This is a genomic window from Sphingomonas panni (genome assembly GCF_022664435.1).
Lineage (GTDB): Bacteria > Pseudomonadota > Alphaproteobacteria > Sphingomonadales > Sphingomonadaceae > Sphingomonas > Sphingomonas panni.
Genome location: NZ_JAKREU010000007.1, coordinates 105277 through 124735 on the forward strand (window position 1 = coordinate 105277; position 19459 = coordinate 124735).

Annotated in this window: 24 protein-coding genes and 1 pseudogene; 17 read left to right on the forward strand and 8 right to left on the reverse strand. The window is 65.5% G+C overall.

Annotated elements, in window-relative coordinates; all coding sequences use genetic code 11:
* Window positions 1-101: 101 nt before the first annotated feature.
* Both MF609_RS14200 and MF609_RS14205 read right to left on the reverse strand, forming a co-directional pair.
* Window positions 102-428 (reverse strand): hypothetical protein, encoded by a 327-nt coding sequence (locus tag MF609_RS14200; RefSeq protein WP_242416942.1) that lies wholly within the window; start codon window positions 426-428, stop codon window positions 102-104.
* The gene (locus tag MF609_RS14205) at window positions 425-1093 is read right to left on the reverse strand and encodes an acyloxyacyl hydrolase (protein WP_242416943.1); all 669 of its coding nucleotides are present in this window, start codon (window positions 1091-1093) and stop codon (window positions 425-427) included. Before MF609_RS14205 ends, MF609_RS14200 begins: the two co-directional genes overlap by 4 nt.
* Window positions 1094-1128: 35 nt before the next feature.
* Between MF609_RS14205 and MF609_RS14210 the strand changes: the two genes are divergently transcribed.
* The 4 genes from MF609_RS14210 to MF609_RS14225 are packed head-to-tail and all read left to right on the forward strand — an operon-like array spanning window position 1129 to window position 3316.
* Complete coding sequence (locus MF609_RS14210) at window positions 1129-1806, forward strand: hypothetical protein (protein WP_242416944.1); 678 nt, start codon at window positions 1129-1131, stop codon at window positions 1804-1806.
* Window positions 1806-2042 carry a helix-turn-helix domain-containing protein gene (locus MF609_RS14215; protein ID WP_242416945.1) on the forward strand — a complete coding sequence of 79 codons (237 nt, stop codon included), beginning with the start codon at window positions 1806-1808 and terminating at the stop codon, window positions 2040-2042. The genes MF609_RS14210 and MF609_RS14215 overlap by 1 nt, the downstream gene beginning before the upstream one ends.
* Before the next feature lie 45 nt (window positions 2043-2087).
* A complete protein-coding gene (radC, locus tag MF609_RS14220; protein WP_242416946.1) occupies window positions 2088-2771 on the forward strand; it encodes a RadC family protein in 684 nt (227 codons plus the stop codon).
* Entirely contained in the window at window positions 2771-3316 is a 546-nt protein-coding gene (locus tag MF609_RS14225; protein ID WP_277991258.1) for a sugar O-acetyltransferase, read from the forward strand. The genes radC and MF609_RS14225 overlap by 1 nt, the downstream gene beginning before the upstream one ends.
* Before the next feature lie 56 nt (window positions 3317-3372).
* On the opposite strand, the gene MF609_RS14230 is transcribed toward MF609_RS14225, so the two are convergent.
* Window positions 3373-3843 (reverse strand): EF-hand domain-containing protein, encoded by a 471-nt coding sequence (locus MF609_RS14230; RefSeq protein ID WP_242416947.1) that lies wholly within the window; start codon window positions 3841-3843, stop codon window positions 3373-3375.
* 210 nt (window positions 3844-4053) lie between these two features.
* Here MF609_RS14230 and purB point away from each other — a divergent pair, with 210 nt between their 5' ends.
* Both purB and MF609_RS14240 read left to right on the forward strand, forming a co-directional pair.
* Entirely contained in the window at window positions 4054-5364 is a 1311-nt protein-coding gene (gene purB / locus MF609_RS14235) for an adenylosuccinate lyase (RefSeq protein WP_242416949.1), read from the forward strand.
* A 194-nt stretch (window positions 5365-5558) separates the two neighbouring features.
* Entirely contained in the window at window positions 5559-6182 is a 624-nt protein-coding gene (locus MF609_RS14240) for a hypothetical protein (RefSeq protein WP_242416950.1), read from the forward strand.
* Window positions 6183-6206: 24 nt separating this feature from the next.
* Here the strand turns inward: MF609_RS14240 and MF609_RS14245 are convergent, their stop codons facing one another.
* The 3 genes from MF609_RS14245 to dnaK form a co-directional block, all read right to left on the reverse strand.
* Window positions 6207-6689 carry a GNAT family N-acetyltransferase gene (locus tag MF609_RS14245; RefSeq protein ID WP_242416951.1) on the reverse strand — a complete coding sequence of 161 codons (483 nt, stop codon included), beginning with the start codon at window positions 6687-6689 and terminating at the stop codon, window positions 6207-6209.
* 163 nt (window positions 6690-6852) lie between these two features.
* On the reverse strand, window positions 6853-7977 hold the full coding sequence (gene dnaJ / locus MF609_RS14250; RefSeq protein ID WP_242416952.1) for a molecular chaperone DnaJ: 1125 nt from the start codon (window positions 7975-7977) through the stop codon (window positions 6853-6855).
* 120 nt (window positions 7978-8097) lie between these two features.
* Complete coding sequence (gene dnaK, locus MF609_RS14255; protein ID WP_242416953.1) at window positions 8098-10005, reverse strand: molecular chaperone DnaK; 1908 nt, start codon at window positions 10003-10005, stop codon at window positions 8098-8100.
* A 155-nt stretch (window positions 10006-10160) separates the two neighbouring features.
* On the opposite strand from dnaK, the gene MF609_RS14260 reads away from it, so the two are divergent.
* Window positions 10161-10598, forward strand: coding sequence for a copper chaperone PCu(A)C (locus MF609_RS14260; protein ID WP_242416954.1), 438 nt, complete (start codon window positions 10161-10163; stop codon window positions 10596-10598).
* A 41-nt stretch (window positions 10599-10639) separates the two neighbouring features.
* Window positions 10640-11056, forward strand: a complete 417-nt coding sequence (locus MF609_RS14265) for a vgr related protein (protein ID WP_242417084.1) — start codon at window positions 10640-10642, stop codon at window positions 11054-11056.
* A 9-nt stretch (window positions 11057-11065) separates the two neighbouring features.
* Here the strand turns inward: MF609_RS14265 and MF609_RS14270 are convergent, their stop codons facing one another.
* On the reverse strand, window positions 11066-11968 hold the full coding sequence (locus tag MF609_RS14270) for an energy transducer TonB (protein ID WP_242416955.1): 903 nt from the start codon (window positions 11966-11968) through the stop codon (window positions 11066-11068).
* A gap of 22 nt (window positions 11969-11990) precedes the next feature.
* Here MF609_RS14270 and MF609_RS14275 point away from each other — a divergent pair, with 22 nt between their 5' ends.
* The 9 genes from MF609_RS14275 (at window position 11991) to MF609_RS14315 (ending at window position 18389) form a co-directional block, all read left to right on the forward strand.
* A complete protein-coding gene (locus tag MF609_RS14275) occupies window positions 11991-12797 on the forward strand; it encodes a DUF1206 domain-containing protein (protein WP_242416956.1) in 807 nt (268 codons plus the stop codon).
* Window positions 12794-13165 carry a GCN5-related N-acetyltransferase gene (locus MF609_RS14280; protein ID WP_242416957.1) on the forward strand — a complete coding sequence of 124 codons (372 nt, stop codon included), beginning with the start codon at window positions 12794-12796 and terminating at the stop codon, window positions 13163-13165. Before MF609_RS14275 ends, MF609_RS14280 begins: the two co-directional genes overlap by 4 nt.
* A complete protein-coding gene (gene uvrA / locus MF609_RS14285; protein ID WP_242416958.1) occupies window positions 13162-16122 on the forward strand; it encodes an excinuclease ABC subunit UvrA in 2961 nt (986 codons plus the stop codon). Before MF609_RS14280 ends, uvrA begins: the two co-directional genes overlap by 4 nt.
* Window positions 16119-16667: a hypothetical protein gene (locus tag MF609_RS14290; protein WP_242416960.1), complete on the forward strand. Its 549-nt coding sequence runs from the start codon at window positions 16119-16121 to the stop codon at window positions 16665-16667. The genes uvrA and MF609_RS14290 overlap by 4 nt, the downstream gene beginning before the upstream one ends.
* A complete protein-coding gene (locus tag MF609_RS14295; protein WP_242416961.1) occupies window positions 16645-16839 on the forward strand; it encodes a hypothetical protein in 195 nt (64 codons plus the stop codon). Before MF609_RS14290 ends, MF609_RS14295 begins: the two co-directional genes overlap by 23 nt.
* Before the next feature lie 99 nt (window positions 16840-16938).
* Window positions 16939-17349: a hypothetical protein gene (locus tag MF609_RS14300; RefSeq protein ID WP_242416962.1), complete on the forward strand. Its 411-nt coding sequence runs from the start codon at window positions 16939-16941 to the stop codon at window positions 17347-17349.
* Window positions 17350-17537: 188 nt separating this feature from the next.
* On the forward strand, window positions 17538-17750 hold the full coding sequence (locus MF609_RS14305) for a cold-shock protein (RefSeq protein WP_242416964.1): 213 nt from the start codon (window positions 17538-17540) through the stop codon (window positions 17748-17750).
* Window positions 17751-17809: 59 nt separating this feature from the next.
* Window positions 17810-18013 (forward strand): hypothetical protein, encoded by a 204-nt coding sequence (locus MF609_RS14310; protein WP_055759661.1) that lies wholly within the window; start codon window positions 17810-17812, stop codon window positions 18011-18013.
* A gap of 49 nt (window positions 18014-18062) precedes the next feature.
* Complete coding sequence (locus MF609_RS14315; protein WP_242416966.1) at window positions 18063-18389, forward strand: hypothetical protein; 327 nt, start codon at window positions 18063-18065, stop codon at window positions 18387-18389.
* A gap of 89 nt (window positions 18390-18478) precedes the next feature.
* Here MF609_RS14315 and MF609_RS14320 read toward each other — a convergent pair.
* Window positions 18479-19425: pseudogene (locus MF609_RS14320) on the reverse strand (IS630 family transposase).
* Window positions 19426-19459 lie beyond the last annotated feature (34 nt).

The following is a 19459-nucleotide window of genomic DNA, read 5'->3' on the forward strand; positions in this document are numbered from 1 at the left end:
TCCGCTATTGCGACCCGTTCGTCGCGCTTCATGCTGCCAGGGTCAAGCGCGAGAGGCGGCAAACGGTTCCGGCAGCGCAACGGAAGTTGTGGGGTGACGGCTCAACTCGGGGCCGTCGCCGCCTTGTGTCGTTCCTGCCAGGCTTTCGCTTCGCGTTCGAGCGGCGGCCGCATACATGCTTCCATTTCCGGTCCGGTCCGCACCGTCGGTACGCAGGCGAGATACGCCTGGCAGATGCCCGCATCGAACAGCGGATCACCGCTGGGCGGCTTCAACGCGCATCGGGTCGGGCCGACGAGCCATGCCCGCTTCGTCACGACTTGGAAGCTGCGCGGGCGCTCACCGGTCACGACGATTTCGTCGTCGGGAGGCGGCGCATCCGGCGCCGCCTGCACCAGCAGCGCGGCGACAAGGAGCGGCGCGATCACCGACCCAGCCGCCGCACGATGCGGATGCCGACATTGTCGATGCCGGGGTTGGTATCGGAAAACATCTGGCGATGGCTGAAATGCTCCCAAGCGAGTTCGACGGCCCAGCGCCGGTCAAGCCGCACCCCGACAGAGGCATTGGGATTGAACAGGACTTTCGATCCGAACGAGGTACGGCGACGATAGATATCGTAGCGCCGCCATGCCTCGTCGTTCGAGATACCCGGCTGGAACGGGTCCGGCGTGAAGCGATAGCCGTCGATGACGGTCATGCCGATCCCCGCCTGCCCATAGACCCGGCCGCGCAGGATATGCTGCCGCCATTCCGCCCCCGCGCTGAAGAAGCTGGTGCGGCCTGCCGTGTTCACCTGCGCCTTCACGGTCAGGCGGGGTTTCAGCAAGATGCGAAGCGGCGCGGTGCGATAGGCAAGCTGCACGTCGACCGTGCCATTCTCTTCCTCCCCTTCGTAAATCTGCCCGGCCGGCAGCTCGGGCAGGTCGAAGATCAGCTTGCTGCCGAGCGGATGAAAGTTGGCACCATGCCGCAGCACGCCGATAGCGACCTCCGCCGGTTCACGCGGCGGCACCGCCCGCTCCTGTGCCATCGCCGTCGTCGAGGCGAGCGCCAACACTGCGCCCAGGACGCCCTTTTCAAACCGAATCATTTGAACCCCTTCCCGCAAACGGCAGTCGCTTCGCCGTGAGCAATGTCGTATCATCGACAATAATTGCTGTAAAACAGAAAGTATCTTGTGTCGGACGGATATTCGCTGCCGCCAAAGAAGGCGCGGACCAGCCGCAGGGTCGGTATGCTGTTCCTGTGCCTCGCGGCGCTGCTGGGGGTGCTGACGATCATCGCAGCGGCAGCGCCTGGCCGTATTGGAATTGCGGTTCGGGCCAAGATTGCCGAGCAGGCGCCGATGCGGCGAACCTGCTGCCTGACGAAACACTGACCAAATTGAACCGCGATCCAACGGCCCGCCGCCGTTTCGACGCGTGGGTGGCAACGCCCGGCATCCGCATCGGACTGGCGGCTGTCGTGCTGCTGCAATCTGGGCCGATGCCGGTCCTGTTGTTCGCGGTCGGCATGGCGCTGCGACGCCTGGGGCAGAAGCGGTGTAATGCCCTGGCCGATGCGTTGCCGTGGTTGCGACGGGCATCGCGTGCCGCGATCGTGCTGGCTATTGCGCACATAATCGCGCCTATCTTTCAAAGCCTCTTGCTCGCCAACGGGTTCGCCCAGCCGGAGGTACTTACCGCTCCCATCATGGTGGAGATGACCTTGCTGCTCCTGATGCTCGCCTTCGCGGCCTACGCCACGATCTGGGCGCTGGAAGCAGGCATCCGGGCCGAGCGCGAACTGGCCGATTTCGTCTGATGCCGGTCATCGTCAATCTCGACGTGATGCTGGCGCGGCGGAAGGTCCGGTCGAAGGAACTGGCCGAGGCGATCGGCATCACCGAATCGAACCTGTCGCTGCTGAAATCGGGCAAGGTGAAGGGCGTGCGCTTCGCGACGCTGGCGGCGATCTGCCGCTATCTCGACTGCACGCCGGGCGACATTCTCGACTATACCCCATCCGACGACGACCTGAAGCCGGGGGGCGAGGAGTGAACCGCCCCCTCGCCCCCTGCCCCGCGATCGGCTAGGCATTCGGCCATGACCACGCCAGAGACCGACGGCACCGGCCACCGCGCGCGCCTGCGCGGACGGTTGCTGGAACATGGCGGGGCGGCTTTGCTCGACCATGAATTGATCGAGTATCTGCTGACGCTGGCCATCCCCCGGCGCGATACCAAGCCGCTGGCGAAGACACTGCTCCACGAGTTCGGCGGGATCGGCGGGTTGCTGTCGGCCGACCCGATCGCGCTGGGCAAGGTTTCCGGCATGGGCGACAGCGCGGTAGCGGCGATCCGTATCGCGCAGGCGGCAGCGACGCGGATGCTCAAGGCGCAGGTGGCGGAGCGGCCGGTGCTGTCGAACTGGCAGGCGCTGCTCGACTATCTCCACGCCGACATGGCGCATCTGGCGGTCGAACGAATCCGGGTGCTGCACCTCAACAGCCGCAACCTGCTGATCCGCGACGAACTGGTGGCGGAGGGGACGATCGACGAAGCCCCGATCTATACCCGTGAGGTGATCCGCCGCGCGCTGGACCTGGGGTCGGCGGCGCTGATCCTCGTCCACAACCACCCCAGCGGCGATCACAGCCCCAGCCGGGCCGATATCGACCTGACCCGCACCATTGCCGCAGCGGGCAAGCCATTGGGCATCACCGTCCACGACCACCTCATCATCGGCGCGAAGGGGCATACGAGCCTGCGCGCCCAGGGAATGTTCTGATGCGTACCGAAAAGCAGAAGATGATCGCCGGCGAGCTGTACCATGCCGGCGATGCCGAACTGGTGGCGGACGTGATGCGCGCGGCGGCGTGGATGGACCGCTACAACGCCCGCATCGCGCTCGACCGTGACGAACAGCGGGCGTTGCTGCGTGAGATGCTGGCATCGGTCGGCGAGAACGTCATCATCCGCCCGCCCTTCCACATCGACTATGGCTACAACATCACCATCGGCGACGACGTGTTCCTGAATTACGGCTGCGTCATCCTCGACGTGTGCGCCGTCATGATCGGCGACAAGACGCAGATCGGGCCGGGCGTCCAGATTCTGGCCGCCGACCATCCGCGCGATCCGGCGGTGCGTGCGCAGATGCTGGAGTTCGGGCGACCGGTCACCATCGGACGCAATGTGTGGATCGGCGGCGGCGCCATCCTGTTGCCCGGCGTGACGGTCGGTGACGATGCGCTGATCGGCGCGGGATCGGTCGTCACGCGGGACGTGCCGGCGGGGGCGACGGTCGTCGGCAATCCGGCACGGGTACGATAGAAAAGACCGCCGGGATCGCTCCCGACGGTCTCTGTCATATCAGCTCTGCGCGGCGATCAGGCGCTCTGGCTCAGGAAACTGGTCAGTTCCGCCTTGCTCACTGCCTTCGACTTGTCCTTGTCCGCCTGGGCGAAGGCCTGCTTGACCCAGCTCTTCACCTCGGGCTTGTCGGCGGTCACGCCGGGCTCGCTGGCCGATCGCAGCGCGACCATCCATTCGCCGAACTGCTTTTCGGTCAACTGCCCCTTCCCGTCCTTGTCGTATTTCGGGAATTCGGCCTCGACGATCTGCGCGATTTGCGCACCGCTGGCGGGCTGTCCGGCCTCTGCGGTCGCCTGCGCGGTCTGCGTCGCCGGGTCGGCCGGGGCTGGCTGCGTTGCAGTGATCGACGGATCAGCCTGTGCAGGAGCAGGATTTACCGGTGCCGCCTGCGCGGTCGGAGCAGTCGCTTGTGTCGTAGTAGCATCCTGCGCAAGGGCAGGCGCAGACATCATCACGGCACTGGCCAGAAGAATACGCTTCATCATCGAATTTCTCCTTTCGGAAGGCTTCGGTACTTCATTGCGTCGTTCGCATTACATTGCCTAACGACTTTGCGATGACCCGGCCAACTTAGGTCGTTTCGGTTTCGATTGAAGCCCTTCTCGACTCTCTTCTATCGCACGATAGGCTCGATTCGTCCGCGACTTGTTGCTAGGGCGCGGCAAACCGTTCGCCCGTTTTCGAAAGGCCCTGCGATGATTCCCCGCTACTCCCGCCCCGAGATGACCGCCCTGTGGCAGCCCCAGGCTCGATTCCGCATCTGGTTCGAGATCGAGGCGCACGCCACCGACGCGCTCGCCGAACTGGGCGTGGTGCCGAAGGAGGCCGCCGAGAAGATCTGGGCGATGAACGATGCCGAGTTCGACGTCGACCGGATCGACGCGATTGAGGCGGAGACGAAGCACGACGTCATCGCCTTCCTCACGCATGTGTCGGAACGGACCGGGCCGGAAGCGCGCTTCCTGCATCAGGGGATGACCAGTTCGGACGTACTCGACACCTGTCTTGCGGTGCAGCTGGCGCGGGCGTCGGACATCCTGCTCGCCGATCTCGACAAGCTGCTGGACGTTATCGAGCGTCGCGCGCGCGAACACAAGCTGACCCCCACCATCGGCCGCAGCCATGGCATCCATGCCGAGCCGGTGACTTTCGGGCTGAAGCTCGCCCAGGCCTATGCCGAGTTCGACCGCTGCCGCACGCGCCTGCGCAACGCACGCGCCGAGGTGGCGACCTGTGCGATTTCGGGTGCGGTCGGCACCTTCGCGAACATCGACCCGCGCGTCGAGGAACATGTCGCCGAGAAGATGGGCCTGACCGTCGAACCGGTATCGACGCAGGTCATCCCGCGCGACCGCCATGCGATGTATTTCGCGACGCTGGGCGTGATCGCCGGGTCGATCGAACGCCTCGCGACCGAAATCCGCCATCTGCAGCGCACCGAAGTGCTGGAGGCCGAGGAATATTTCTCGCCGGGGCAGAAGGGGTCGTCGGCCATGCCGCACAAGCGCAACCCGGTGCTGACCGAGAACCTGACCGGCCTTGCCCGCATGGTGCGCGGTTACGTCACCCCGGCGCTGGAGAATGTCGCCTTGTGGCATGAACGCGACATCTCGCACTCGTCGGTCGAGCGTTACATCGGCCCCGACGCGACGATCACGCTCGACTTCGCGCTGGCCCGCCTGACCGGGGTGATCGACAAGCTGGTCGTCTATCCGGCGCGGATGGAAAAGAACCTCAACAAGATGGGCGGCCTCGTCCATTCGCAGCGCGTCCTGCTGGCGCTGACCCAGGCCGGGGTGAGCCGCGAGGATTCGTACCGCTATGTTCAGCGCAACGCGATGAAGGTGTGGGAATCGGACGGCGAACTGTCGCTGCTCGAACTGCTGAAGGCCGATCCCGACGTCGCCGCCGCGCTGTCGCCCGACGAGATCGAGAGCCGGTTCGACCTCGGCTATCACTACAAGCATGTCGACACGATTTTTGCCCGGGTGTTCGGCAAGGCGTGACGGATTATCCCCGCCGGACCGGTAAGTCCGGCGGGGCATCGCGGGGAGCCGGGCGCGGCGGCGAACACCGTGATCGATACCACCATTTTCGATGCGACTGTCTCTGCGCGACCCGCCCTGTCTCGCGCTACGATGCATCCGATCGGCTGCGGTGCAGCGTGTACGATCTGCGTCCCGCCACGAAGGATGAGATCATGAACCAGATCCCGCAGAACCACGACGACGACCCGGCGTTCCAGAACGACGATGACGGCGCGATTGCAGCGGTCAACGACGGGGAAGCATGGGCGAATGCCGACGTCGACTACCCGGCTGCTCGACGCGATGGCGACTATGCCGCCCCTTCCTCGCTACTGGTGCGCCCGACGATGCCGTTGGATCGCGCTATCCTGACCGATTTTCTGGACAGGTGCATGACCAGCGATCCCCGTGTGCGCTACGGCCTTGGCAAAAAGGTCCCGAGACATGGTGCCATTCCGGGGCAGGAGTTCACCGAGATCGATTGCAGCGGCTTCGTACGCGAAGCCATCCGGTTAGCGACCAGTCCCATGGTCAAGTTCCCGGACGGATCGGTGGTCCAGCATGACTGGGTGCGAAACTGGAATTACGCGCCCGGCGTCGTCGAGGACGGCGAAAAGACGGACAACCGCGTACGGATCGCGTTCCTGCGACCGCAGGACAGTGCGAAGGGCGTCGGTCATGTCGTCCTGCTGCTGAACGGAATGACACTGGAATCGCATGGCGGGGTCGGTCCGAACCGCAGGGTCTGGAGCAGCCTGTCATGGCGTCACCACAGCCATGTCTATCGGCTCGATTGACGCGGCACCCCGTCGCCCTTCGGATCAGTCGACCCGCCGCTCCATATAGATCGCATCCGCGCCGAACCCCGCCGCGCCGCCGGGGGCCGCGATGAAGCCTTGCCGCGCCCAATAGGCATCGGCCCCGCCGACCGCGATCAGCGCGAGGACGGGAATGCCACGGCGCGCGGCGATGTCGCTCAGGATCGGAAGCAGGCGCTCGACCGCCTTCGTACCACGCGCGACCGGCGCGACGACGACGTCGTGCAGATACCAGCAATCGGCGCTGGGCGGCAGATCGCCCAACAGCGCGTGCATCGCCGGCGGTGCGAGCCGGTGCCACGGATGGCTGATGCAATGGCCGGTGACCGTATCGCCGTCGGCCAGCACCCAGCATCCCTCGGGGCTGAGGGCGATGCGTTCGGCGTACAGGTCCGCCGCTTCGCCATAGTCGCCCAGTTCGGCGCGGGCGAGCGCGGCGATGCGCGGCGCGTCGGAGACGGTGGCGGGACGCCACACAGCGGTCATGGTCGTGTCCTTTGCTTGGGTCGCAGTATCGTATCACATTCCGTCGTCATCCCGGCGAAGGCCGGAATCCATGGACGGCGGAACGTCGCGTATCGTTCGCGAACACCCGACACAATGGATCCCGGCCTTCGCCGGAATGACGAAGGAAGCGGACGACCTGTTCTTACCCGCCGAGCGCGGTCTTCAGCCGGCTGAAGAAGCCCATCGACTCCGGGCACTCCTCACCCGTCTCCGTTTCGCGGAACGCTTCGAGCAGTTCCTTCTGCCGGGCCGACAGGCGGGTCGGGGTTTCCACCTCGATATGGATCACCATGTCGCCATGGCCCCGCCCCTGCAGGACCGGCATCCCGGCACCACGCTGGCGCAGTTCCTTGCCCGATTGGATGCCGGCGGGCACGCGGATGCTGTGCTTCTGCCCGTCGAGGCCGGGAATCTCGATCGTCCCGCCCAGCGCCGCCGTGGTGAAGCTGATCGGCGCGCGGGCGTGCAATGCGGTGCCCTCACGTTCGAACAGCGCGTGGCGCTTGACGTGGAGGAAGATGTAGAGGTCGCCGGCCGGTGCGCCACGTGCGCCCGCCTCGCCCTCTCCGGTCAGGCGGATGCGCGTGCCTTCGTCGACGCCGGGCGGAATGTTGACCTGCAACGTCTTGGTCTGGTCGACGCGGCCCTCGCTGTTACAGACCGGGCACGGGTCGCTAATAACCTGCCCTGCACCGTGACAGGTCGGACAGGCTCGCTCGACAACGAAGAAGCCCTGCTGCGCCCGGACCTTCCCATGGCCGTTGCAGGTGTGACAGGTGCGCGCCTTGGTGCCCGGCGACGCGCCGCTGCCGCCGCAGGGCGCGCAGGCGGCGGAGACGTCGACGGTGATCTCGGTCTGGTGGCCGTGATAGGCCTCCTCCAGCGAAACCTCCATGTCGTAGCGCAGGTCGGCACCACGGCGTGGGCCGGCACGGCCGCCCTGGCGCCCGCCGCCCATGAATTCGCCGAAGACGCTTTCGAAAATGTCGGAGAAGCCGCCGAAATCCTGCGCGCCGCCGCCGGCACCGCCCGCACCCTGGCGGAAGGCGGCATGGCCGTAGCGGTCATACGCCGCGCGCTTCTGCGGGTCCTTCAGGCAGTCATAGGCTTCGTTGATCGCCTTGAACTTCGCCTCGGAATCCTTGCACCCGGCATTCTTGTCGGGGTGATATTTGATCGCGAGCTTGCGATAGGCCGACTTGATCGTCCCCGCATCCGCGGTGCGCTCGCATTCGAGCAGTTCGTAGAAATCGACTTCGGTGGTCATCAAAAAGCCCTCTCCCCTTCAGGGGAGAGGGTTTGGGAGAGGGGCAGTCCACAACGACCCGCCCGCCACGCCCCCTCTCCCCGGCCCTCTCCCCCGAGGGGGAGAGGGAGGGGCGTTGGTTTACGCCTTGTGGCTGTCGTCGACTTCCGAGAATTCGGCATCGACGACGTCGTCGGCCTTGTTCTCCGCCGCAGCGTCGGCCGCCGGGGCGGCTTCGGCCTGCTGCTGCTTTTCATAGATCGCCTGGCCGAGCTTCATCGCGACCTGCGCCAGAGCCTGGCTCTTTTCGGTCATGCGATCGGCATCGCCGCTCTCGACCGCCGCCTTGGTCTCGGCAACCGCGGCTTCGATCTCCGACTTCAGCGACGCGTCGACCTTGTCGCCATTGTCGGCCAGCTGGCGCTCGGTCGTGTGGATCAGCGATTCGGCGTTGTTCTTCGCCTCGGCGCCGGCACGACGCTTCTTGTCCTCTTCAGCGAACTGTTCGGCGTCGCGGACCATCTGGTCGATGTCGCTGTCCGACAGGCCGCCCGAGGCCTGGATGCGAATCTGCTGCTCCTTGCCGGTGCCCTTGTCCTTGGCCGACACGTTGACGATGCCGTTGGCGTCGATGTCGAACGTGACCTCGATCTGCGGCACGCCGCGCGGCGCGGGCGGGATGCCGACCAGATCGAACTGGCCCAGCATCTTGTTGTCGGCGGCCATTTCGCGCTCGCCCTGGAACACGCGGATCGTCACCGCACCCTGATTGTCGTCGGCGGTCGAATAGACCTGCGACTTCTTGGTCGGGATGGTGGTGTTGCGGTCGATCATGCGGGTCATGATGCCGCCCAGCGTCTCGATGCCCAGCGACAGCGGGGTCACGTCGAGCAGCAGCACGTCCTTCACGTCACCCTGCAGCACGCCCGCCTGGATCGCGGCACCGATCGCCACGACTTCGTCGGGGTTCACGCCGGTGTGCGGTTCCTTGCCGAAGAACTGCTTCACGACCTCGCGGACGCGCGGCATCCGGGTCATGCCGCCGACCAGCACGACTTCATCGATCGCGCTCGCCTGCACGCCGGCATCGGCCAGCGCCTTCTTGCACGGCTCGAGGGTGCGCTTGACGAGGTCTTCGACCAGTCGTTCGAGGTCCGCACGGGTGATCGACTTGACGAGGTGCTTCGGACCAGTCGCGTCGGCCGTGATGAACGGCAGGTTCACTTCGGTCGTCTGCGCCGACGACAGCTCGATCTTCGCCTTTTCGGCGGCTTCCTTCAGACGCTGGAGCGCCAGCTTGTCCTTGGTCAGGTCGATGCCCTCGACCTTCTTGAACTCATCCGCCAGGAACTGCACGATCTTCGCGTCGAAGTCTTCGCCGCCGAGGAAGGTGTCGCCGTTGGTCGCCTTCACTTCGAACACGCCGTCGCCGATTTCCAGCACGGAAATGTCGAAGGTGCCGCCGCCAAGGTCATAGACCGCGATGGTCTTGTTGTTGTCCTTGTCGAGGCCATAGGCGAGCGCCGCCGCCGTCGGTTCGTTGATGATGCGCAGGACTTCGAGACCGGCGATCTTGCCGGCGTCCTTGGTCGCCTGACGCTGGGCGTCGTTGAAATAGGCCGGCACGGTGATGACCGCCTGGGTCACGGTCTCGCCGAGATACGATTCGGCCGTTTCCTTCATCTTCTGCAGGATGAACGCGCTGATCTGCGACGGCGAATATTCCTCGCCGCCCGCCTTCACCCACGCATCGCCGTTCGGCCCGCGCGCGATGGTGTAGGGAACCAGCTCGGTATCCTTCTTGGTGACCGGATCGTCGAAGCGGCGGCCGATCAGGCGCTTCACCGCGAAGATCGTGTTGTCGCCGTTGGTCACGGCCTGACGCTTGGCCGGCTGGCCGATCAGCCGCTCGCCATCCTTTGCGAACGCCACGATCGACGGCGTGGTGCGCGCGCCTTCCGCATTTTCGATGACCTTGGGGCTACCGCCCTCCATCACCGCGACGCAGCTGTTGGTCGTGCCCAGATCGATACCGATTACTTTAGCCATGGTCCCTCATTGGCCCCCGGGTTGAATGTAAAACCTGGACCCGGCGGCACGGGGAGGTGCCGTCCGGGTCGTTCCGAGGGCGGATATAGGCAGGGTTCGGCTTGCCGCAAGATTATGCGCGGCATAGGGAACCGTATCGGGACAGGAGCGTGCGCATGAAGACACGGTGGATGGTACTGGCAGCGGCGGCGATCGCGCTGACGGGATGCCAGCAACCCACGCGGGTCGAGAATGCGTGGGTCCGCCTGTCCGCCGTGCCCGGACGCCCGGCCGCGGCCTATGCCACGATCCAGCCGGGTTCGCTCGGCCAAGCGCTCATCGGCGTCGCCAGCCCGGCGGTGGGGCGGATCGAGTTGCACGAGAGCATGACCGGCCATGGCGGCATGGGCATGATGCGGCCGCTGGAGCGGGTGGCGCTGACCGCGCATGAACCCACGACGCTGGCACCCGGCGGCATTCATGCGATGCTGTTCGACCTGAAGGGCGGCTTGCGGCCGGGCGGCACCATCCCGCTGACCTTCCGCTTCGACGGATCGCAGGACATCATCGTCGACGCGAAGCTGGTCGGCGCGGGCGATCCGGCACCGAAGTGAAGCGCCTGCTCACCCCCGCCGAAACCGATCTCGCCCGCACCATGTTCGGCGACACGATCGACTATCGACGGGCGCGGGTGGCGAACGCGAAATGGGCGTTCTTTCAGCCGAAACAGGTCGCGATGGCGCCGACCGGGTGCATCCATTTCCACCCGCAAGGCAATCTGTACCGCGACGACTTCGCCTGCGCCGGGCGCGACCTCGCCGCGCTGTTCCTGCACGAGATGATGCACATCCACCAGGCGCAGCATCGCGGGCGATACTGGCTCCCGCTGATGCGCCATCCCTTCTGCACCTATCGCTACGCCATCGTGCCCGGCAAACCGTTCGAGGCGTACGGTATCGAGCAGCAGGCGGAGATCGTCCGCCATGCCTTTCTGCTGCGACAGGGGGTCACGGTGAAGGACAAGCCGCCGCTGGCGGTGTATGAGGCTTTGCTGCCGTTCGGGCGGGGGTGAGGGCGAGCGTCAGGATTGGAAACGGACGACGCGCGACGACAGGGTTTCGACCGGCTTGCCATTTGCATCACGTGCCGGGGTGTAGCGCGCGCGACGCCCCAACGCTTCACACGGGATCGCGTCGAACGTCGCGTTCCCCGACGACCGCACGACGCGGCAATTGCGGATGCGACCTTCTGTCGTGATGATCCAGGCGATGGTGACGACCGCGCTGGCTCCAAGTAATTGGCGTGGAAAGTCCGAATTCAGCAACCACATTGCCGGGTCGCGCTGTGCGCGGGCCGGAACAGCAGGCGTGGTATCGACCGCAGCAACGTCGAAGCCCCAGGATTTCATCAAATCGGTTTCGCACCGGCGCAGCACGTTCAGAGCGGCGGGCGACAGCCCGAGGTCCAGACGCAACGGCTTGCCGCCGGACAAGGTGAAGCCAATCGGCTCCGTTCCGGCAAAATCGGTGACCGTATCACGCGGCAGGTCGAAGGTGACGGCCATGTTCGGCGCTTTCGGCATGGGTGCGCGCTGTCCATGGCCGTCGAATACGCCGGTCCCGGCACGGCCGTCGACATGGACCACTACGCGTGGACCATAACCAATTTGCTTCCGGCTACCCAGCAGCAACGTCTGGACCCGATCGTTGAACGGTGTCGGACGGAAGGCAATGCTCACCGTGTCAGCGGCAGTCCCATAGTCGCGGCTGAGCACGCACATGTCTTCCGCATAGTTGACGCTCCATGCCGCCTTGGGTTTGAGCGGCGGCGCGTCCGCCCCACCCACTTGGCCCACCAGTACCGCCGCCAGCATGATCGTCCGCACCATATCGCACCCCGTTGCCCTTCCGCCGAAGCTGCCACCGGGATCGCGACGCTGCAACCGCCGGAACCCTTGATCGCGCAAGCTGTTGGCATAGCGCAACGATTTCGAAGGCTTCCTCCCCATGTCGACGCGTACCGGCGCTACCCTGCTCGCCCGTCTGGGATTCGCCGCGCGCGGCATCGTGTATTGCATCGTCGGCTGGTTCGCGATCGATGCGGCGCTGCGCGGTGGCAGGGCCGGCGACAATCAGGGGGCGATCGCCAGCCTGGCGGACGAGCCGTTCGGTGAATGGCTGCTGGCGGCGATGGCCGTGGGGCTGGCCGGCTATGCGCTGTGGCGGCTGACCGAGGCGCTGTTCGATCCCGAGGCGCAGGCGAACGATGCCAAGGGCGCGTTCCGCCGTGCGGGGCACGCGGTCAGCGGCATCGCCCATGTCGTGCTGGCGTGGACTGCGGCGCGACTTGCCATCCACAGTGCGCGGGCGACCGGCCGGGTCGGCGGCGAGGACAGCGCCCATGACTGGACCGCATGGATGCTCGACCAGCCGGGCGGGCGGTTGCTGGTGGCGCTGGTCGCCATCGCCCTGCTTGCCGCCGCCGCACAGCAGGCGAAGAAGGCATGGACCGGCGAGTTCGCCCGCACCCTATCAGGAGGCACGCCGGTGCCGGACTATGTCTGCACCATGGGGCGCGTCGGCTATGGTGCGCGGGCGGCGGTGTTCGCGGCGATCGCGATCCTGTTCGTCGGCGCGGCATGGGCAGCGGATGCTGAAGAAGCCGGCGGGATGGCGAGCGGCATGGCATTGTTGCAGCGACAGGCGGGCGGACAGTTGCTGCTGACCGCCATCGGAATCGGCTTCGTCGCGTTCGGCGCGTTCAGCTTCGTCGAGGCCCGCTGGCGGCGATTGCAGGTCCGGCTGCCGTCATGATCGGCCGAAGCGATCTGGAGGCGCGCTGGCTCGATCTGACGCGACGCGCCCTGCCCGGTGTCGCGCGGGAACGCGGCTGGCCGGTGACGGCCGACCATTGTTTCCAGCGTATCCTGCTCGACCACGCCTTTGGCGGGACATGGTACGATCATGTTGCCGGCCGACCGGCCTATGCCCATGCCGATGCGGACGCACTCGAACGCGCGGTGGCACTGGGCGAGGCAGCATTGGCCGGAGAGGCCGATCTGGTCGCGCTCAACCGGCAATCGCTGGCGTGGCGCGGCAAGTCCCCCTCGAAACCGCGAGGCCCCGCCCCCATCTCTCGCCCTAGCCAATCCAAAAGAACGAAGATAGAACGGACCGCATGAGCCTGACCCATATCTCCGTCCGCGGTGCGCGGGAACATAACCTCAAGGGTGTCGACATCGACATCCCGCGCGACACGCTGACGGTCATCACTGGCCTGTCGGGTTCGGGCAAGTCCTCCCTAGCCTTCGACACCATCTATGCCGAGGGGCAGCGCCGCTACGTCGAATCGCTGTCGGCCTATGCACGCCAGTTCCTCGAGCTGATGCAGAAGCCCAATGTCGAGCATATCGAGGGGCTGTCGCCGGCGATTTCGATCGAACAGAAGACGACCAGCCGCAATCCCCGCTCGACGGTCGCGACGGTCACCGAAATCTACGATTACATGCGCCTGCTTTGGGCGCGGGTCGGCGTGCCCTTCTCGCCCGCCACCGGCCTGCCGATCAGTGCGCAGACGGTCAGCCAGATGGTCGACCGCGTGCTGGCCCTGCCCGAGGGGACGCGGCTGCTGCTGCTCGCCCCGGTGGTGCGCGGGCGCAAGGGCGAATATCGCAAGGAATTGGCCGAATGGCAGAAGGCCGGGTTCCAGCGCGTGCGGGTCAATGGCGAAGTCCATCTGATCGAGGATGCGCCCGCCCTCGACAAGAAGTTCAAGCATGACATTGAGATCGTCGTCGACCGGCTGGTGGTGAACGCCGATGCTGCCACGCGCCTTGCCGAGAGTTTCGAAACGGCGCTGAAGCTTGCCGACGGCCTCGCCTATGTCGATCTGGTCGATACCACCGTCGCGCAGGCGCAGTCGGGCAATCCGCCGCTGGACAGCGAACAGGGCGACCGCGTGACCGAGGCTGCGCCGCAGACGGGCAAGCTGAAGGGTGCCGGTATCCCCGACAACCGCATCGTCTTTTCGGAGAAATTTGCCTGTCCGGTCAGCGGCTTCACGATCAGCGAGATCGAACCGCGCCTGTTCAGCTTCAACGCACCGCAGGGCGCATGTCCGGCGTGCGACGGTCTGGGCGAACGGCTGGAGTTTGACGAGGACCTGATCGTCCCGAACCACGAACTGTCGATCAAGAAGGGCGCGGTGGTGCCGTGGGCGAAGTCCAACCCGCCCTCCCCCTATTATATGCAGGTGCTGGGATCGCTGGCGAAGGCGTACGGCTTCTCACTCGACGCGGCGTGGAAGGATCTGCCCGACGAAGCGCAACGTGTGATCCTGCACGGCACCGCCGGCAAGCCGGTGACGCTGACCTTCGTCGACGGCAAGAAGTCGTACGACGTCAAGAAGCCGTTCGAAGGCGTGCTGGGCAATCTCAACCGGCGGATGCTGTCGACCGAAAGCGCGTGGATGCGCGAGGAACTGTCGAAATATCAGGCGTCGCAGCCGTGCGAAACCTGTCACGGCGCGCGGTTGAAGCCCGAAGCGCTGGCGGTGAAGGTCGCGATGCAGGACATCGCCCATGCCACGCGGCTGTCGGTGGTCGATGCGTTGGCCTTTTTCCAGTCGCTGCCCGACCATTTCAACGACCAGCAAAAGGCGATCGCCCAGTCGATCCTGAAGGAGATCGTCGAGCGATTGGGCTTCCTCAACAATGTCGGGTTGGATTACCTGAATCTCGACCGGACCAGCGGCACGCTGTCTGGTGGCGAGAGTCAGCGTATCCGCCTAGCCTCACAGATCGGCAGCGGGCTGTCGGGCGTGCTGTACGTGCTGGACGAGCCGTCGATCGGGCTGCACCAGCGCGACAACGACATGCTGCTGGCGACGCTGCGCCGCCTGCGCGACCTCGGCAATACGGTGCTTGTGGTCGAGCATGACGAGGACGCGATCCGCACCGCCGATTACGTCATCGATATGGGTCCGGGCGCGGGCGTCCATGGCGGCGAGATCGTCGCCAAGGGGACGCTGAAGCAGATACTGAAGTCGAAGGGATCGGTGACCGCCGATTACCTCAACGGCACGCGGTCGGTGCCGCTGCCGGACAAGCGGCGCAAGGGCAATGGCAAGAAGCTGACGGTGCACAACGCCACCGCCAACAACCTGACCGGCGTGACCGCCAGCATTCCGCTCGGCACCTTCACCTGCATCACCGGCGTATCGGGATCGGGCAAGTCGAGCTTCACCATCGACACGCTCTATGCCGCCGCCGCCCGTACGCTGAACGGCGCGCGGATCGTACAGGGCAAGCATGAAAAGATTACCGGACTCCAGCATCTCGACAAGGTGATCGACATCGACCAGTCGCCGATCGGCCGCACCCCGCGGTCGAACCCGGCGACCTATACCGGTGCCTTCACCCAGATTCGCGACTGGTTCGCCGGGCTGCCCGAGGCGCAGGCACGCGGCTACAAGCCCGGCCGCTTCAGCTTCAACGTCAAGGGCGGCCGGTGCGAGGCGTGTCAGGGCGATGGTGTGCTGAAGATCGAGATGCACTTCCTGCCGGACGTCTATGTCGAGTGCGACGTGTGCCATGGCGCGCGCTACAATCGCGAGACGCTGGAGGTGAAGTTCAAGGGGATGAGCATCGCCGACGTGCTCGACATGACGGTCGAGGACGCAGTCGAGTTCTTCAAGGCGGTGCCGCCGATCCGCGACAAGATGGCGATGCTGGCCGAAGTCGGCCTTGGGTACGTCAAGGTCGGGCAACAGGCGACCACCCTGTCGGGCGGTGAGGCGCAGCGGGTGAAGCTGGCCAAGGAACTGGCGCGACGGGCGACCGGCAACACGCTCTACATTCTCGACGAACCGACGACGGGGCTGCATTTCGAGGATGTGCGGAAACTGCTGGAGGTGCTCCACCAGTTGGTCGAACAGGGCAATACCGTGGTGGTGATCGAGCACAACCTAGACGTCATCAAGACCGCCGACTGGATTTTGGACATGGGGCCGGAAGGCGGCGTCAAGGGCGGCAAGCTGGTCGCGGAGGGCACGCCGGAAACCGTCGCTTCGGTCGAGGGTAGCTTTACCGGACGGTATTTGAAGCCGTTGCTGACCCCGAGGGCACAGGCGGCGGAGTGAGCGTCTGGCGCTCATCGTTCGAAGCTGCGCTGCGGATGTTCGCGGCGGTGAGCGAGGCGTTGCGTGCCACCGGACAACCCCGCCCGATCCTGGTCGGCGGGGCCGCAGTCGAATATTGGTCGGGTAGCGCGGTTTCGACTGGCGATTTCGATCTATGTTCGCCCGTCCAAGCCGAATTGGAAGCGGTCCTGCGCGAGCATGGTTTCATCCGCCCGAACGGCCCGGGGCTTGCGACGCGCGGCTGGATTCATCCCGAATTGGCGCTCGGTTTCGAGGTGGTAGGCAGTACACCGCTCGACGGCTTGGTGCCGCGCGAGCGCATCCTGTTGATCGATGACTTCGCGCCCGGTTCGTCCTTCGCCATCCTGGGAGTCGAGGACCTGATCGCCGACCGGATGGGACAATATGCTTCTGGCACCGCTCCCGACCGGATCGATCAGGCGCGGCTATTATACCGGCTTCATTCTCCGCTCGATCATGTTTATCTTGAACGTCGGATACGTGAGGAAAGTGCGGGCGATCATGGCGTCGACGATCTCGACTGAAGTGGAGGAGTGGCCCGGCCTGCGGCTACGGCATGGTGAGGTCGCGGCGCGGCTGGTCGAACGCCGCGCGGCATTGGGCAACCCCGAACTGCCGCGCAATGGTGGCACCAATCGGACCGACAGCAAGCGCGCGCTGCTGGCCGCAATCGACGACGCCGGCGGCCGCTGGTAGTTTCGCCTACGAAACCATTGTTTTCCGTATAAATTCGGAACATCCGCCCGCCCGCGGCATTCCCGTTTGATCGAACTATCAAGCGAAGGACAAGTCGACATGCGCGCGCTCACCCTCGGCCTCGTCGCCGCCGCTACCCTGGTTTCCGGATGCACCGACTACGGCATGGGCGGCCCGCGCTATGCCGATGCGGGCTATAGCCGCTACGACTACGACCGGCCCGATCCGGCCTATAACGGCTATGACGCGGCGCGCTATTATCGTGACGACCGCCGCTATCGCGAGCGCCGCCTGTCACAGAACGACCGCGTCTATGTCGGCAATGACGGTCGCTATTATTGCCGCCGCAACGACGGCACCACTGGCCTGATCGTCGGCGGTATCGCGGGCGGCGTGCTGGGCACGGCGCTGCGCCCAGGCGGTTCGGGACTGCTCGGCGCGCTGCTCGGCGGTGCAGCAGGTGCTGCCGGCGGCCAGGCCATCGACCGCAACAATGTCCGTTGCCGCTGAGACAGGCATTACCGAATAACGGCGTAGATCGGCCTGCCCCTTGAACGGGGCGGGCCGATACCCATATCGGCGATGCTACAGTCGCAAATCGATGGTGTCCTGCTTTGCGGCAAGTTCCTTCTTTCCCTGCTGCCTAAGGCACGGGGGTCGGGCGTTTCCGGCGCCCGCAACCCACGGAAGGAACCGTCATGGCCACACTCGGCACCGTAAAATTCTTCAACATCGACAAGGGCTATGGCTTCATCGCCCCGGATAACGGCGGCACCGACGCCTTCGTCCATATTTCGGCCGTCGAGCGCGCGGGTATGGTCACGCTGAACCAGAACCAGCGCGTGGGCTACGAACTGGAAGAAGACCGGCGTGGTCGGGTCAGCGCGGTCAACCTGACCGCCGCCGACTGATTTTGACGGGGCGGGCGGAGCGATCTCCACCCGCCCCTTTTGTTTGCAGGAGGATATTCTTGGCCGACACCGCCGAAGCCTATCGCGCCCGCGCCGCCGTGGAGCGTGCCAATGCCGAAGCCGCGACGCTGGACAATGTCCGCGACCGCTGCCGCCGCGCCGAACAGGCGTGGACCGAAATGGCCGACCGGGCCGAGCGTACGACCGAACAGCGGCTGATCCGCGAAGCCGCGACCGTTCGCCGGAGCGAAGCCGTCGGTTGAACCTGTCTGCGCGCCGGTCGTTGGACCGGTGACAGCAAAAGGATCGATCATGGCCAAGCATAAGAAACACAAGCCGAAATCGCGCACCGCCGGGGTGTCCGCCCTGCGCACGGTCGCATTGGCCGCGTCCGGCATCGCCATCGGTCTGTTCGGCGTGCTGCTGGCACGGCGCAAGCCGAGCGAAGGCCATGCCGCGCCCGATCTGGCGCTGCACAAGGAACGCCCCGGCCCGACCGACCGCGCGCCCGAAGCCTTCCGCCCCGACCCGACCGCCCCCGTGTCTGCCGCCGATCGGGAGGCCCTGCGCCCCGCCACCGGCCCGGTGCCCTCGATGGTCGCACCGCGCGGCAGCATGGCGTCGCAGACCGGCGCTTGAGATCCAAGTCCACCGACAGGGCATCGACCCGATGCCCTGTCGGTGGCGTTTCCGATATCCGCCGACGTGGTCGCTAGAGCGGTTTTCGATCAGTCTGCATCATATCCGCAGGCTGCAAAGTAGTTGGCGCATTCCTGTGGTGAGTAGAGGTGGAGGATGCGCCCGATAGCGTTCCATAGGCCATGGATGGTCCGTTCTGCGGCTTTGCGCAGGTTCGCCTTCAGCCTGGAGAATGCCTGCTCGATTGGGTTGAAGTCCGGGCTGTACGGCGGGAGGAACAGGAGCGTTGCGCCGACACTCTCGATGGCGGTGCGCACGGCGGGCGTCTTGTGGCTCGACAGGTTGTCCATGATGACGACGTCGCCGCAGTCCAGTTCGGGTACGAGGACACGCGTTACATAGGTGAGGAACGCATCGGCGTTCATCGGCCCGTCGAGCACCCAGGGTGCAACCATGCCGGTGCGGCGCAGACCGGCCGTGAAGGTGGTGGTCTTCCAGTGGCCAAAGGGAATGCCGGCACGCAATCGCTGGCCACGTCGACATCGTCCATGACGGCGGGCCATGTTGGTGGACGCCCATGTCTCGTCGATGAAGACCAGTCTGTCGGGATCGAGGTCGAGCTAGCCCTCAAACCATTCCTCGCGGCGCTTCAGGACGTCGGGGCGGTCCTGCTCGCTCGCGTGGCCGGTCTTTTTTTGCGCGCAATCCCATGCCAGGCAAAGAAGCGCCATAGCGTGGCAATGCTCGTGGTCACGCCGCGCGCAGCCAGCATCTCCCGCAATTCCGCCAGGGTCTGATCAGGCTGCTGCTCGATCGCATCGAGGATAAAGGCTGCATGGTCCTCGATCTTCGCCGTACGGCGGTCGCCGCCTCGGACCTTGCCTGCTGGCGTGCCGTGAACAAGCACCAGTTGCCGCCAGCGGATCGCGCTTGCTGCGCTGACGCCGAACCGGTCGGCCGCCTGTCGGCATGATAGTCCACCTTCAACAGCCGCAACGACGCGGTCCCGCAGATCACGTGATAAAGCTCGACCCAGTCGCGCCAGCCTCCTTTGCCAGCACGGATCGTGA

Bases quoted from the DNA above. Each gene is read 5' to 3' on its own strand.
- MF609_RS14240 (WP_242416950.1), top strand. From the start codon at position 5,559: ATGAACCAGATCCCGCAGAACCACGACGACGACCCGGCGTTCCAGAAC.
- MF609_RS14300 (WP_242416962.1), top strand. From the start codon at position 16,939: ATGCGCGCGCTCACCCTCGGCCTCGTCGCCGCCGCTACCCTGGTTTCC.
- MF609_RS14315 (WP_242416966.1), top strand. From the start codon at position 18,063: ATGGCCAAGCATAAGAAACACAAGCCGAAATCGCGCACCGCCGGGGTG.
- uvrA (WP_242416958.1), top strand. From the start codon at position 13,162: ATGAGCCTGACCCATATCTCCGTCCGCGGTGCGCGGGAACATAACCTC.
- MF609_RS14275 (WP_242416956.1), top strand. From the start codon at position 11,991: ATGTCGACGCGTACCGGCGCTACCCTGCTCGCCCGTCTGGGATTCGCC.
- MF609_RS14205 (WP_242416943.1), bottom strand. From the start codon at position 1,093: ATGATTCGGTTTGAAAAGGGCGTCCTGGGCGCAGTGTTGGCGCTCGCC.
- MF609_RS14260 (WP_242416954.1), top strand. From the start codon at position 10,161: ATGAAGACACGGTGGATGGTACTGGCAGCGGCGGCGATCGCGCTGACG.
- purB (WP_242416949.1), top strand. From the start codon at position 4,054: ATGATTCCCCGCTACTCCCGCCCCGAGATGACCGCCCTGTGGCAGCCC.
- MF609_RS14215 (WP_242416945.1), top strand. From the start codon at position 1,806: ATGCCGGTCATCGTCAATCTCGACGTGATGCTGGCGCGGCGGAAGGTC.
- MF609_RS14295 (WP_242416961.1), top strand. From the start codon at position 16,645: ATGGCGTCGACGATCTCGACTGAAGTGGAGGAGTGGCCCGGCCTGCGG.
- MF609_RS14280 (WP_242416957.1), top strand. From the start codon at position 12,794: ATGATCGGCCGAAGCGATCTGGAGGCGCGCTGGCTCGATCTGACGCGA.
- MF609_RS14230 (WP_242416947.1), bottom strand. From the start codon at position 3,843: ATGATGAAGCGTATTCTTCTGGCCAGTGCCGTGATGATGTCTGCGCCT.
- MF609_RS14225 (WP_277991258.1), top strand. From the start codon at position 2,771: ATGCGTACCGAAAAGCAGAAGATGATCGCCGGCGAGCTGTACCATGCC.
- radC (WP_242416946.1), top strand. From the start codon at position 2,088: ATGACCACGCCAGAGACCGACGGCACCGGCCACCGCGCGCGCCTGCGC.
- MF609_RS14265 (WP_242417084.1), top strand. From the start codon at position 10,640: ATGTTCGGCGACACGATCGACTATCGACGGGCGCGGGTGGCGAACGCG.
- dnaK (WP_242416953.1), bottom strand. From the start codon at position 10,005: ATGGCTAAAGTAATCGGTATCGATCTGGGCACGACCAACAGCTGCGTC.
- dnaJ (WP_242416952.1), bottom strand. From the start codon at position 7,977: ATGACCACCGAAGTCGATTTCTACGAACTGCTCGAATGCGAGCGCACC.
- MF609_RS14305 (WP_242416964.1), top strand. From the start codon at position 17,538: ATGGCCACACTCGGCACCGTAAAATTCTTCAACATCGACAAGGGCTAT.
- MF609_RS14245 (WP_242416951.1), bottom strand. From the start codon at position 6,689: ATGACCGCTGTGTGGCGTCCCGCCACCGTCTCCGACGCGCCGCGCATC.